The sequence below is a fragment of the Thermobifida sp. genome (genome assembly GCF_017577275.1).
In the GTDB taxonomy this organism is placed as follows: domain Bacteria; phylum Actinomycetota; class Actinomycetes; order Streptosporangiales; family Streptosporangiaceae; genus Thermobifida; species Thermobifida fusca.
On the sequence record NZ_PITY01000010.1, the window covers coordinates 1 to 13,644 of the forward strand.

A 13,644-nucleotide genomic window follows, 5' to 3' on the forward strand; every position below is an offset into this window, starting at 1 on the left:
GGGGAGCGCAGGGGGCAGGGCGGACCGGGTGGATTGGGGGGTGTGGGGGTGGGGGGGGGGGTGGGGGGGGGGGGGGGGGTTGGGGCGGGTGTGGGTGTTGGGGGGGTGGGGGGGGTTCGGGGAGCGGGGGGTGGGGGGTGGGCGGATGGGGGGGGGGTAAGCCCGCTGCCGCGGCATGCCCCCGCGGCCGGGGTGGAGGCGGGTGGGGAGGCGGCCCGCGCCAGGCAGCAGCGGGCGGTGGCTGAAGGGGTGCGGAGTCGCACGGTGGAGGTGGCGGCATCCCGCCTTCCCGAACACCCCGATGCGGGGCAATCTGGACAGTGTTTGGCCTCAATGTATGGGGATCCGCAGCCGACCGCGTCCGGGGAGATCTTCGATCCCACACAGTTGACCGCGGCACACCCCACTTTGCCGTTTCACACCATGGTGGAAGTCACCAACACGGCTACCGGGCGGAGCGTGACCGTGCGGATCAACGACCGGGGCCCTTATGTGGCGGGGCGGTGTCTGGATTTGAGCACTGCAGCGTTTTCCGCGATCGCTTCCCTCGACCAGGGGGTGGTCCGCGTGTCGTGGCGGGTCGTGGGCTGAATTCCTGTACCGCCATCACCACCAAGATCACTGGTAAAGGCCGGGATGTGGGGCGTGTAACGGGTGCGGTACGTGGTAGACGCGTCCACCGCGGGCCCGCAGTGGGCTGCCCGCAGCTCAAGGATTCTTTCGGCACCGAACAGGAAGGTGATCGCGATGGCGCTTCCCGTGACCCGCCGTCGGGAACGGCTGATTCCCACCCAGTGGGGCGCGTTCCCCGAGTTTGAGGAACTCTACGACCGGATGGGGCGGCTGTTGGAGTCCGCGTTCGGTGAGCCGATCATCTCTCCCACCACGTGGACACCGTTTGCGGACCTGTTGGAAGACGACAAGTCCTACATTGTGGAAGCTGAAGTCCCGGGGATGTCCAAGGACGACATCAACATTCAGGTCAGCGGGAACGAGCTGATCATCTCCGGGAAGGTGGAGGAGCAAGAAAAAGAAGGGGTGCGCGCCCACCGGCGGATGCGCCGCTACGGGGAGTTCGAATACCGCACGGTGCTGCCCGGGGAGATCGACGCTGAAGGGGTGCGCGCCAAACTCGACAACGGTGTGCTGACGGTGACCGCTCCGAAGAGTGCGCATGAGCGGCCCCGCCACGTCGCCATCGAAAGCTGACCTGTTCTCGCCAGGGCTGTCGCGTTCCTCCTGTCGTGGGGACGGCGACAGCCCTGTTCGCCTTCGGCTGCGGGGCCGAGCCGACCGGGCGGGGCGTGGCAGAATGCCCGCGAGCAGGACTTTGCTTGCGGGGAGGGGCCAGTGTTCCGTGCCGGACCAGTGTGGGTGGTTTCCCCTGCCGACCTTGTGGATGTGGTGGAGTGCCCGCACCGCAGCGTGCTGCACCAGGCGCGGGCCGCGCATCAGGAGGGCGCTCCCACCCCTCAGATTGTTGACCCGCTCGCCGGGGAGGCCCGCGAAGAGCTGGTGGAGGCGGAGCTACGGCGGCTTCGCGCGCTCTTCGGCGGTGATGCGGTGGCCACCGTCGCACCGCCGCGCCCTGTCCTCGACGAGGTGCACGTCGCTGCTCAGGCGACCCGGGAAGCGATCCGGGACCGGGTTCCGGTCATCCACCACGGTGTGGTGGTCGCGCCGATCCAGCCGGGGGTGCTGTTGTTCGGGCAGGTCGACTTCCTCATCGCGACCACGGTGGACCCGGAAACCGGGGCCTGCCGGGAGGGTGTGCCTGCCGGGTATGAGCCGTGGCAGGCGGTGGGGCACGCCACCCCGCGAACCATTGTGGAGCTTGCGGCGTGCGCCACCATGCTGGCTGACACCCTCCCGCAGGCTCCCGAGTTTCTGCATGTGCGCTCAGAGAATGGGCATCATGCGCTGCGGGTCAGCGACTACGTTCCCCTGGTGGGGGTGGCGCAGGACCGGCTGATACGGCGGCTCGCCGCACCCCCCGAACTGCCTTCCCCGGTGTGGGGGGAGCCGTGCCCGGCCTGTGAAACGTGCGGGTTTGCGACGTGGTGTGCCCAAGGGCGGGCCCGGGACCGGCATGTGAGCTTGGTGGCGGGCATCCGCGGTGATCAGATCGTGAAACTTCAAGCCGCGGGAATCACCACGATTGACGCGCTTGCCCGCGCTGGGGAGGAGCAGCGGCCGCCGCTGTTGGCGCGCCGCACCTATACCCGGTTGCGGGAACAGGCGGCGCTGCAAGTCCGCCAGGACGCCACCCGCACCGCAGACAACCCGACGGGGCGCGTGTTCGCCACCGTGTATGCCGAGGACGGGCTGGTGCTGCTGCCTGCCCCCTCGGCTGGGGACGTGGTGTTCACCGTGGCCACCACCCCGGTGGGCGACGACGGGGAGTTGGCGTTCCTGTGGGGCGCGTACCTTCCCAGTGAGGAGCGGCACTGTGTGTGGTGGGCGCACGACCGTGCCGAAGAGCGGGTCGCGTTCGCTGCGTTCGTGGATTTTGTGAGCGGCCAGTTGCGCGCTGACGGGGAGGCTCACCTGTACTGTTACACCCCGCAGGGGGCGAGCCGGCTTGCCGCGTTCGCTGCTTCGCTGGGGGTGCGGGAAGCCGAAGTGGATGACCTGCTGCGGCAGCGCCGGTGTGTGGACTTGTCTGATGTGGTGAAGAAAAGCGTGCGGGTGTCCCAACGCTCCTATGCGTTGTCGGCGCTTGAACCCCTCTACTTGGGTGACGATGCTCAACGGTGGGGTGGGGGCGAGTCGCAGCCCGACGGGTATGCCGCCTACCGTCGCGCCTGCCGGGCGGGGGATTCCCGGCAGGCGCAGGCTGTGCAGGAGGCGCTTGCTGCCCAGGTGCGCCGCGAGTGCGTGTCGGTGGCGCGGCTGCGTGACTGGTTGGAAAAACTCCGGGTCGACCATGGGATCGTGGCTCGACCTGCACCCCCCGAAACGGTGGGGGTGGACCCCGGCCAGCAGGAGCAGGCTGCGGCCCGGCGGGCCGCAGTGGAGGAGCGGATCCGGTCTTTGACTGAAGCGTTGGCGGGGCCCGCGGCAGGGGAAGGGCGGGGTGAGGACCAGGACGCCTGGGATGTGCTGAGTGCGCTGCTCGGCTATTACCGGCGGGAAGAAGCCCCGTTGTGGTGGGATTTTTTCCGCCGCCTGTCCGCCCCGGTCGAAGAGTTGGAAGCGGATGCGGACTGTGTGGTGCCGTTGTGGGTGCGCGCTCATGCGTGGGTGCCCCCGCAGGGGCGGCAGCGTAAAGCGGCGCGGCACGTGGAGGTGGGCGCGGATCCCCGCCGGCTGCATCCTTTTGGGGTGGGTGACCAGGTGCGACTGTTGTACCCGGGGGTGGCCGGCCAGGGGGCGGAGGCGGTGCCGGCAACGGTGGTGGAGGCTGCGGCCGACCGGCTGGTGGTGGTGGAGAAAGCAGACGTGGGTGCGGAGCATGACCGGCAGCCGCTGGCGGTGCTGCCGGGGGCCCCGGTGCGGTCTACACCGAAAGACGAAGCGTTGTGGGAGGTAGCGGAACGTGTCGCCGCGGCTCTTCCCCGTCCGCCTCAGATGGCGGGGGTGGATCTGCTGCGCCGGGTTCCGCCGCGGCTGCGCGGCGGGGGTGCGCTGCCGGATCCGGGCGACTTCGGTGGGGACACGGTTGCTGCGGTTCTTGCCGCGGTGGACGCGTTGGACAACTCCTATCTGGCGGTGCAGGGCCCGCCGGGAGCGGGGAAAACCTATCTTGCTGCGCGGCTGATCACCCACTTGGTGGGTCGTGGCCTCCGGGTGGGGGTGTGTGCGACCAGCCATCAGGCGATCGAGAACGTGCTGCGCGCGGCGGTGCGTGCCGCAGCGGAGGCCGGGGTGGGGGTGCCGTGTGCGAAACGCCCATCAGGAGTGTCTCCTGATAGACGTGTGCCGTGGGAGCAGCCCAGGCAGGTGCGGGACTTGGTGCAGTGGTGCCACCGCCAGGAGGGTGGATACCTGGTGGGGGGAACCGCGTGGAACTTTACGCACCCGCAGATGCGTGGCCTGGGGGTGGATGTGCTGCTCATCGACGAGGCCGGGCAGTTTGCGCTTGCGGATGCGGTCGCGGTGTCGGCTGCGGCTCGTTCGCTGGTGCTGTTGGGGGATCCTCAACAGTTGCCGCACGTGGTGCAGGGGGTACACGCGGCGGGCGCGGACCGGTCCGCGTTGGAACACGTGGTGGGGGACGCCGACATTATCGACCCCGCCTACGGCTATTTTCTGGCGCACACCCGTCGCATGCATCCGGGGGTGTGCACGGTGGTGTCCCACTTGGCCTACCAGGGGCGGCTCAGTGCCCACCCTGATGCGGCGTTGCGTGGCCTAGCCGGGGTGGAGGCGGGCGTGTACCGCAAGGTGGTGGCGCACCAGGGGCGCAGCACGCACAGCCCTGAGGAGGTGCGGGCTGTGGTTGAGGTGGTCGCGCAGTTGGTGGGGCGGGAGTGGTGTGAGCCGGGGCGGCCGCCGCGGCCGTTGCAGGGCAGCGACATTATGGTGGTGGCCCCGTTTAATGTGCAGGTGCGTGCGTTGCGGGCAGCGTTGGCGGAAGCCGGGCTGGAAGCGGTGCGTGTGGGCACGGTGGACCGGTTTCAGGGCCAGGAAGCGCCCGTGGTGGTGTGTTCGATGACGGTGTCGAGTGCGCGGGAAGCACCTCGGGGCATGGAGTTTGTGCTGTCCCGCAACCGGTTGACGGTGGCGTTGTCGCGGGCCCAAGCGGTGGCTGTGGTGGTGTGTGCGCCGTCGCTGGTGGAGTCTGCGGCTCGCACGATGGCTGAGCTGCGGGCCTTGGCGGGGTTTGCGCACGTGTGGGCCCAGGCCCGCGACTGGCCTGACCCGGCCCCAGGGTAGGGCTGGGCGGGGAACCGTGGATCTGCCGGGACGGTTCAGCGGGGTGCCCCGTGTCCTGGATGATCGCACCGTCGTTGACGCAGGGGTTTGTTGCCGCCTGCGACCAGGCCCCTGGCAGAGAAAGGTGGGGGGTGGACACGTGCCGTGTCCACCCCCCTACGAGGGTGTGCGGCTAGGAGAGTCGGGCTTCGATCGCTGCGATGATGCGGGGCCGCAACTCGGCGGCGGGAATCACCTCGTCGACCGAACCGACTCGCACCGCGCGTTGAATGTCGTGGATGCGGTCGAACTCTGCGGCCACTTCCCCGAGTTTTTCGGTGCGGACCGTGGCGCGCAGCTCCTCCAACTCGGCGGTGAGCGTGGCCCGCAGGGTGCCGGACGCTGCCGCCACTTGGGCTTCCAAGTCGCGGACCCGCGGGTCGGCTGCGGTGCGGGCGTCCACTTCGCGGGAGAACACCACCGCGGCCGCCGGGGCGCCGCCGAGCACGGACGCGAACGAGCCTTCCACGGCCAGCACGGTCATGTTCGGGTTGAGGGCCTTGGAGAACACCACGAACGCGCCACCGTGGTAGCGGGAGATCACGCAGAACACGATGGGGCCGCGGAAGTTCACGATGGCGCGGCCGATCTCCGCCCCATACTCCAGTTGGAGTTTCCGCATCGACTCAGGAGAGCCGTCGAACCCGGACAGGTTCGCCAACACCACGAGAGGACGGTTGCCGCTGGCCGCGTTGATGGCGCGGGCCACCTTCTTCGACGACTGCGGAAACAGGGTGCCCGCAGTGTAGGTGTCGGGACCGTCGGTGGGGGGGAAGCCGCGCCGCGGAATCGAACGGGATTCAATCCCGATCAAGCAGACCGGGATGCCGCCGAGACGCGCGTCGTAGACCACAGCGGTTTCCGCGTCCGCCATGCCCGCCCAGCGTTCCAGCACCGGGTGGTCTTGGTCGCAGACCGCGCGCATGACCGTGCGAATGTCGAACGGTTTCTTACGGTCCGGGTTGGTTTCCGCGGAGAAGATGTCGCCCACCGTGGCGAAGTCGCTGCCGTCCACCTGGTGCGGGAAGGTGCGGATGTCCCGGTCCACGGGGTCGCTGGTGGGGGCGCGGCGCGGTGTTGTCTCCCCGGGCGCGATGTAGGTGTGGGCGTAGTGTTCCATGAGGATGTCGCGGGCCGCCAGCAGGTTCGGCGCCCAGTATTGGGCTTGCCCGTTGGGGCCCATCACCCGGTCGTATCCGCCGATCCCGAAGTTGTCTTCCGCGGACACGCCGCCGGAGAAGTCCAGCGACTGTTTGCCGGTGAGGACCATCGCCGAGTCCGGGGTCATCACCAGGATGCCTTTGGTGTGCATGAGCATCGTCGCTTCGGCGTTCCAATACGGTTGGGCGCCGACGTTGATGCCCGCAACCACGATGTTGATTTCCCCGCCGGCTTGGGTGAATTCCACGATCCGTTTGAGGGCCGCAGCCACCCAGTCCATGTTTTCGGTGCCGGATTCCATGGAGATGCGCGCCCCCGAGGACAGGGCATACCACTCCACGGGCACCTGCATGCGTTCCGCCAGGTCGAGGGCAGCGATCACGCGGCGGCATTCGGGTTCCGCCAACGCGCCCAGCGACTTGGTGGGATCCCCCAGCAGCACGACGCGGGTCACCCCTTGCGGGTGCAGCGCGGTGGGGGTGGTGACCACGCCGACCACCATGCCCGCCGTGTTGCGGCCTTTCGGCCGGTCCACGGGCACCAGGGTGTGGGTGTCGTCCAGGTCGTATTCCTGGAATTCGCCGAGCAGGTCGGTCAGCTCGTAAGGGTAGACGGTGTTGCGGCTGCTGGCACGCAGCACTTTCTGCCGGTAGTCGTCGATCGGTTCGATCGGCTCGGTGGGGGGTTCACCCACGGTCAGCGTGGTGCCGCCCGCCGCGTCAAAGGTGATGCGGACCGCGATCGGGGTGAGCGCTCCAGTGTGCGGGTGGCGTTGCCGGGCCAGGAACAGGATTTCTTCCAGTCCGGCGCCCGCTGTGGTGGGCAGGACCCGTTCCACGAGCGTTTCCAGTTCAGCGCGGGTCAGGTCGCTGGGCGGCCACACATACAGGGTGATCCGGTTGGTGGGGAACCGTTGGGGTGCGGCCTGGCGGGAGCGGGCGCGGCGGATCGAATCCAGGCAGGTCGCCACCACGTCCTCGGCGGTGGGGAGCGCGACCAGGCGTCCGTCGTGGTCACGCAGCGCGGTCAGGTCCCGGATTTGCGCGAACGCGACCAGCCGCCGATCGGCGGGGTTGTCGCGGGCCACGCACTCAAACAGGTACACCTCTTCGTCTGCGGACGGCAGCCGGGTCAGGTGGAATTTGCTCAACCGTTCCAGTTGCAGCCGGTGCGCGATCTGCGGGTGCAGGCCGCGGATCAGCCGCTCCTCAGCGAACCCGGAGTCGGTGGGGCGGAATGTGAAGTGGTGGTGCATGACCGCGCCGTCCCGGCCCGCCACGGTGGTGGTCACCCGCCGCACCTGCGGGGGCAGCACGTGCGCGTTGATGCGGGCGCTGAGTTCCTCCGCCATCGCGTCGAACGTGTCCGGCTGTTCCTGCCAGGCCAGGTAGATGTCGACGTCGACGGTGGCGTGCCCGTCGGCGAGGCGGGCGAGTTCCCGCAGCGCGTCGTCGACCGTGTCAAACCGGGCCGCGGCTGAGATCACACACGAGTCGGTGCGCTGGGCCACCACGAACGCGCACCCGGGGGTCCGGTGGGTGTGGACGTCACGCAGCGCCCGGTTGCCGTAGTAGCGGCGAGCCAGCACTTCCAGCATGACCGTGTTGTCGCGGTCGTCGCGGACGAGTCGTTGGCCGAGCAGCCGCACCAACGGTTCGGTGCTGCGCACCATGTCCGCGATCCGTTCGGCCCGGTCTGGGGCGTTGGGGTGGGCGTCCAAATACCGCAGGTGTTGACGGACGTTGGCGTAGACGCGGGCGCGGTTGCGGCGCAGCAGCGGCTGGGCGAACCAGGCGAACACGACGCCGCGGGCCAGGTCGGCGATGGCGGGGAAGCGAACCTGGGTGGCTGCCACCAGCCGTTCCAACGCCAAGCCGACGGGTTCGTGCAACGCGGCGGGCGGGGGTGGTTCCTGCAGCCAGGTGCGCAGCAGCGCGGTGATGATCGCCGCGTCGTGGGAGGCGCGCTGCTGGGCGAGGAAGATCCGGAACACGGCGGCTTCCAGCTCGGGAGAGCGTTCCAGATCCGTGACTCCGTAGTGGGCGAGAGCGGTCGCGAGTTTGGTTTGGAACGTGTCGGGCAGGCCGGCGCGTTCCACGTCCAGGCTTTGCAGGTAGGTGTGGAAGTGTTCGCGGGCGCTGGGCACGTGGCTGTGGCTGTCGTCGCTGGCAGGCCGGTTGCGGCTGAGTTCCGCCAGGTCCGCGAACACGGTGAGGAGACGCAGTTCGTCGGCGAGCAGCGAATGGCCTTCAGCGAGCGCCTCAGCGCGGGCCGTCAGATAGTTGTTGAGGGTGTGCTGGTCGTCGCACAGGTCCGGGTCGAAACCCAAAAGCCGGTTACGCAGGTCGGTGATGCTGCGTTGGGCTCGCACGTGCGCGGGGACCGGTTCGAGGGCTTCCGGCAGGTCCACGTTCACGGGCGGGGCGGCATCCTGGTCGGCTGTGGTGGTGTCGCTGAGCGGTTCCAGCCGCATCAAGGGTGCGCCGGACTCCACCTGGGTGCCCACGGTGACCAGGCATTCTTTGACGCGGGCTTTGAACGGTGCGCGCAGCACCGTTTCCATTTTCATGCTTTCCACGACCAGCACGGGGTCGCCGGCCTCCACCTCCGCGTCCACGGCGACCGGGGTGGCGACCACCAGGGCGGGTGTGGGGGAGCGCAGCACGCCGCCTTCGTCCCGGCTGACCCGGTGGGTGACCCCGTTGACTTCGACGAGGAACGTGGGCCCGTGGGTGCCGGTCAGGAGCCGGTAGCGGGTGCCGTTGACGGTGATACGTCCACTGTGCGGGCCGAACCGGTCCAGTTCCACATCAGCGGTGCGCACCACGCCACCGGTGTCAATGGCGGCGCGGAACCGGTGGGCGCCGACGCGGGCCACTCGCAGCCGGTAGGTGGTGCCGCGGAGTTTGAGGTCGAGTGGTTGGCCGCTGTCGTGCTGGACTTGGGGGCGGCCGCCGAACGCGGTGGTCAACAGCCGCTGCTGTTCGACGCGTTCCTCTTCTTCGTAGGCTTCGATCGCGGCGGCGATCAGGGCGATCGCGGAATGCGTGTGGCTGACCAGGCGGCCTTCGCTGCGGACCCGGTCGATCCAGCCGGTGTCTGCGGTGGCGTTGACCACCTCCGGCTGGTTGAGCAGGTCGAGGACGAAGCTTTTGTTGGTGGTGCCGCCTTCGATGAGGACGGTGGTGTGGGCGAGGGCGCGGCGCAGGCGGCTCAACGCTTCCTCGCGGTCACGGCCGTGCGCGATGATCTTCGCGATCATCGAGTCGAAGTCGGAGGGGATGACGTCCCCTTCCGTGAACCCGGTGTCCACACGGATGCCTGGCCCGGTGGGGAGTTCCAGGTGCACGATCCGGCCGGGGGAGGGCGCGAAGTCCCGGTCGGGGTCTTCCGCGTTCAGCCGTGCTTCGATGGCATGCCCCTGCTCGATGGGGGGCTCCCCTTCGAGTTTGCCGCCGCTGGCCACCCACAGTTGGGCTTTGACCAGGTCGAATCCGGTGGTGGCTTCGGTGATGGGGTGTTCGACCTGCAGGCGGGTGTTGACTTCCAGGAACGCGAAGAGTTTGTCGTCGGGCCGGTAGAGGAATTCGACGGTGGCGGCACCCCGGTAGCCGACAGCAAGAGCGAGGCGTTCCGCGGCGGCTTTCAGGTCGGCGGCCTGCACAGGGCTGAGCACGGGGGACGCGGATTCTTCGATGATTTTCTGGTTGCGGCGCTGCACAGAGCAGTCGCGCACCCCCAGTGCCCAGGCGGTGCCTTGGCCGTCGGCGATCACCTGCACTTCCACGTGGCGGGCGCCGGTGACCAGGCTTTCCAAGAACACGGTGTCGCTGCCGAAGGCGCGGGCTGCTTCCTGGCGGGCCCGCTCATAGGTGTCGACAAGCTCGGCTTCGGTGGTGATGATGCGGATGCCGCGCCCGCCCCCGCCGGCGGCGGCTTTCAGCATCAGCGGATAGCCGATGGTGCGGGCCGCAGCGATGGCCTCATCGAGGGTGGTGACGGGGCCGCGGCTCCACGGGGCCACGGGCACTCCGACTTGTTCGGCGAGGAGTTTCGCGCCGATCTTGTCGCCGAGCTGCCGCATCGCGTGCGGGCTGGGGCCGATAAAGGTGACTCCGAGCTGTTCGCACAGTTCCGCGAAAGCGGGGTCTTCCGCGACAAACCCCCAGCCGACCCAGGCGGCATCAGCGCCGGTGTCGACGAGCGCACGCTGCAGCACTTCCAAGTTGAGGTAGGGACGTGCGGACGCGGGACCGAGGTCGTAGGCGATGTCGGCTTCACGGACGAAGGCGGCGGTGCGGTCAACATCGGTGTACAGGGCGACCGTTTCGATCCGCGTCCCGGTCTCTGCGGCGATGTCCCGTACGGCATGGATAAGCCGCATAGCGGCTTCACCACGGTTGACGATGGCGATACGGTTGAACACCCCACCGGGCCCTTCTGGTCGATCAACGGTGTACCTGCCGCGGCACCACGGCCCCGGCAGTGTTCCACCCTCCCGTATACCGGACGGCAATGCCATGGTGCGCCTAGCTGAGGCTGCGCCCCCGCAGTTTGTGGGAAACAACCAAAAACCCCGCCGCGGCCCGGGGGGAGCCTGCGGCGGGGTGCGGGTGGTCGATGAAGATCACAGTGGGGAGGGGTCGTCGACGAGCCACGCCCCACCCGTGTTGACGAGGGTGAGCGTGGTGGTGTCCGGGGTGCCGGTGGAGGTCACGTGCACGGTCGCGGTGGTGCCGTCCGCGGAGAGCTCCACGGTGTCCACGTGGGCGGTGGTGGCGGGGTTGGCGAGGATGGTGTGGAACGCGGTGGCGCAGTCCACGGGGCTGTCGTCGGAGGCGGCGAGTTCCGCGGTGGCGGATTCGATGAGGGCGGCGCGGGCGTCTTCGGTGAGCACAAAGCAGCCGACTTGGCCGTCTCCGGTGCGCACGGCTTCCAGGTAGGTGTCGGCGGCTGAGCGGGCCCCTTCTGCGGCGTCCCCTTCCAGTACGGGGTTTTCCAGGGGGTTCACTGATGCTGTGGAGCTGGGGGAAGGCTCGGACGGTGGGGCAGGTTCCGGGGAGGACGTGCCGCATCCGGCGGTGAAGACGAGACTGCTGGCAGCCAGTACGACGGCGGGCCGCAGACACTGTTGCACGACCATGGGTGCTCTCTTTCGTTGTGGGGATCCCCGGGGGCCGTCCCGGGGTGGTCAATTTCCTATCGCACTGCGTGCCCCGGCCGCTACAGCAGGGGAGGTTTCGTGCCTGGGCCTGGGGCGGTGTGTTCGTGCCCGCACGCGTATCCCGTTTAGGGTGGCCAACCGCAAGACACCCACGCCCCGCGTGTTTGTTGTGGCCGGAGGATCCGCATGGCACCGAAGAAACGCAAGAAAACCCGGGCCCGCCGCCCTGCCGCGTCGCGCACCCACGCCACGCCTCCCCTCAAGGTGAGCCGCACCCCGCTGCGGGTGGACGAGCCGCCGCGCTGGCCGATGCTGGTGTGGAGTCTGCTGGTCGTGGTGTGGGTGCTGGGCTCGTTGACCGCGTTGATGGGGGTGATGGCATCGGTGACGGTCCTGTTGGACGACGTGACCGATCAGGCGCGGCGGCAAGGAGCGTGGGCTCTTGTCTGGCTGCTGGGGTGCGGTCTTGGGGTGCCGCTGGTCGGCACTGTGTGGGCGGCCCTGCTGCGCCGCCGGGTGGCTGCGGCCCTGTTCGGGTGCGCGTTCGTGGGATCAGCCGTGCTGTTGGGGCTGTTGGCTTCCCCCGGGGAGATCTGGGCGGCGCTGCGCACCGGCCTGGCTTTGTGAGGCATAGCGCTTCCGGGGGCCGTATGCGATCATCCGGTCACCAGGACGGCTCACCGCCCTGACGGGAGGGTGAGTCATGATGGGGATCAGGACCACGGGATGCACACCGGTGCGTGGCAGATCGGTGGCACGCGCACCTTGCGCATCCTGCCGCACACCGGTGGCTGACACCACCGCGATCGGATGGGGGCTGTGACCGTACCGTGCCCGAAATGTGGAAAAATGCCCAGGTGATCGATGCTTTTCGTGCCGCCTTTCAGGAACTGATCGACGCTTCCCTCCTGGGTGACCCGCAGCGTTTCGGCCCTGCGGTGGGTCGGGTCTATGAGCTCGCCTCCCACGTTCCGGTCTCCGAACGGGAGATTGCCCTGGAGGCGTTGGGGCCGATCTTTTCTGGACACCACGTTGGTCCGGGAATCGAAGCCGACCTGACCGTTGTGGCGGGCGCCCTGGTGGAAATGGGAACCTCGCCGGGGAACACGGGGATCGAAGTACTGCGTCTGCTACGTGAAACCGGGCGAGCCGCAGGCATGTTCCTGCACGCCTGGGACAAGGTGGGGGACGGCGACCCACCCGATCCCGACCAGGTCACCGCAGCCGACGAAACCAGGGTCGCCGCCGTGCTGGGGGACTCTGCCCCTGTAGCGACCCTGTGCTGGTGGACGGCACGCCGCTACGGGCTGTCCGCGAAAACCATGCTGAGCTCCGCGCAGGTGCGCGCCGCCGTGCGCAGCGACCCCGAGCTCCACGGTGACTTGTTGGCGATCGCTGCGCAACTGTCAGCCCACCTTGCCGAGTTCAGCGAGGTTGTGGCTTTGCTGCGCATGGACGAGGTGTCGTCAGCGCTCGTGTTGGACCGGGGCACCCGCCGCGGTTTTCGGGTGCGGTTCGAAGGGATCGCCGACAACTTCCAACTGCACACCCTGCTCGCGGATGCGCTGATCGGGGAGGAGGGCCGCGGACTGCCTGGGCGGCGACCGGATCCGCGGTGGGTGGCGGCCTTCCGCGACTCCGACCCTGATCCGCAAGCAAAAATCGTCCACGGCTGGTGGAACCTGGTGGGTTCTGACGGCAGCTGGGTGTGGAACGAAGGGGTTCCCGCCGACATTCCCCTGCTGAACGGGGAACGCGTCCTCATCCTCGAAGAGCAAACCTATCCGCGCTCCTGGAACGCGGGACGCATCTACCCGCTGGTGAAAGCAGACCTGTGGGTGGTGGAGGAACTCGACCCTGCGGAGGCCGCCCACTGGTGGTCGCTCGTGGAACCCGAGGACGACACCCCCGCACTGCCAGCGGCAGCGGACACCCCTGGGGAAGAGGCTGCCCCCGCCCCATCGCCGTGGTGGCAGGAGACCGAGCCTGCTGCCCCCCGCCCCGCTGAACCCCAGCCGGCAGCTGACGCCCCGGCCAGCGTCGACCCCCTCGCTGACCGCGGAGAGGACACCGACCACCCCACCGCATCCTCTCCCACAGCCGTCGAAACCCCGCCCCTGCAGGATTCACCCGCCGACAACGAGCAGGCCGCACACGACCAGCTACCCCAAACCGAGCACATCCCGGTCCTCACCGACGAGCTGCTCGCCGCCTACGACGCGGCCCGCACCACTAGTGACCCGGACGAAGACAGCGAGGACGACACGTCCCACCGCGACGCGCCCGGCTCCACCCTGCTGCCGCCCCTCCCACCCGGGGTGTCCGACAGTTCCGGGTGGGGGCCCAGTTGGCGGTAACCCTTCGCGGTCACACGCAGGCTCCCGCCCGCCCTCCTAGGCCAC

At 68.8% G+C, this 13,644-nt stretch carries 7 protein-coding genes; 5 read left to right on the forward strand and 2 right to left on the reverse strand.

The features are described 5' to 3' along the window. Positions 1 to 333: 333 nt before the first annotated feature. The 3 genes from CW348_RS00880 to CW348_RS00890 all read left to right on the forward strand — a co-directional run bounded on the left by CW348_RS00880 (position 334) and on the right by CW348_RS00890 (position 4,878). A complete protein-coding gene (locus CW348_RS00880; RefSeq protein ID WP_038043695.1) occupies positions 334 to 591 on the forward strand; it encodes a septal ring lytic transglycosylase RlpA family protein in 258 nt (85 codons plus the stop codon). Between the two features lie 156 nt (positions 592 to 747). Continuing rightward, entirely contained in the window at positions 748 to 1,209 is a 462-nt protein-coding gene (locus tag CW348_RS00885; RefSeq protein WP_011291959.1) for an Hsp20/alpha crystallin family protein, read from the forward strand. Between the two features lie 141 nt (positions 1,210 to 1,350). Then, positions 1,351 to 4,878, forward strand: coding sequence for a TM0106 family RecB-like putative nuclease (locus tag CW348_RS00890; protein ID WP_104613044.1), 3,528 nt, complete (start codon positions 1,351 to 1,353; stop codon positions 4,876 to 4,878). A 172-nt stretch (positions 4,879 to 5,050) separates the two neighbouring features. Here the strand turns inward: CW348_RS00890 and CW348_RS00895 are convergent, their stop codons facing one another. Together CW348_RS00895 and CW348_RS00900 are read right to left on the reverse strand one after the other, a co-directional pair. After that, positions 5,051 to 10,504, reverse strand: coding sequence for a carboxyl transferase domain-containing protein (locus tag CW348_RS00895; RefSeq protein WP_061783493.1), 5,454 nt, complete (start codon positions 10,502 to 10,504; stop codon positions 5,051 to 5,053). A 201-nt stretch (positions 10,505 to 10,705) separates the two neighbouring features. Further along, a complete protein-coding gene (locus tag CW348_RS00900) occupies positions 10,706 to 11,221 on the reverse strand; it encodes a hypothetical protein (RefSeq protein WP_011291962.1) in 516 nt (171 codons plus the stop codon). A 207-nt stretch (positions 11,222 to 11,428) separates the two neighbouring features. Here CW348_RS00900 and CW348_RS00905 point away from each other — a divergent pair, with 207 nt between their 5' ends. Further along, the gene (locus CW348_RS00905; protein ID WP_016188691.1) at positions 11,429 to 11,869 is read left to right on the forward strand and encodes a hypothetical protein; all 441 of its coding nucleotides are present in this window, start codon (positions 11,429 to 11,431) and stop codon (positions 11,867 to 11,869) included. 212 nt (positions 11,870 to 12,081) lie between these two features. Continuing rightward, positions 12,082 to 13,599 (forward strand): hypothetical protein, encoded by a 1,518-nt coding sequence (locus tag CW348_RS00910; RefSeq protein WP_258076922.1) that lies wholly within the window; start codon positions 12,082 to 12,084, stop codon positions 13,597 to 13,599. Positions 13,600 to 13,644 lie beyond the last annotated feature (45 nt).

Coding starts and splice junctions, on each gene's coding strand:
- CW348_RS00885 (WP_011291959.1), top strand. CDS start 748: ATGGCGCTTCCCGTGACCCGCCGTCGGGAACGGCTGATTCCCACCCAG.
- CW348_RS00905 (WP_016188691.1), top strand. CDS start 11,429: ATGGCACCGAAGAAACGCAAGAAAACCCGGGCCCGCCGCCCTGCCGCG.
- CW348_RS00910 (WP_258076922.1), top strand. CDS start 12,082: ATGTGGAAAAATGCCCAGGTGATCGATGCTTTTCGTGCCGCCTTTCAG.
- CW348_RS00880 (WP_038043695.1), top strand. CDS start 334: ATGTATGGGGATCCGCAGCCGACCGCGTCCGGGGAGATCTTCGATCCC.
- CW348_RS00900 (WP_011291962.1), bottom strand. CDS start 11,221: ATGGTCGTGCAACAGTGTCTGCGGCCCGCCGTCGTACTGGCTGCCAGC.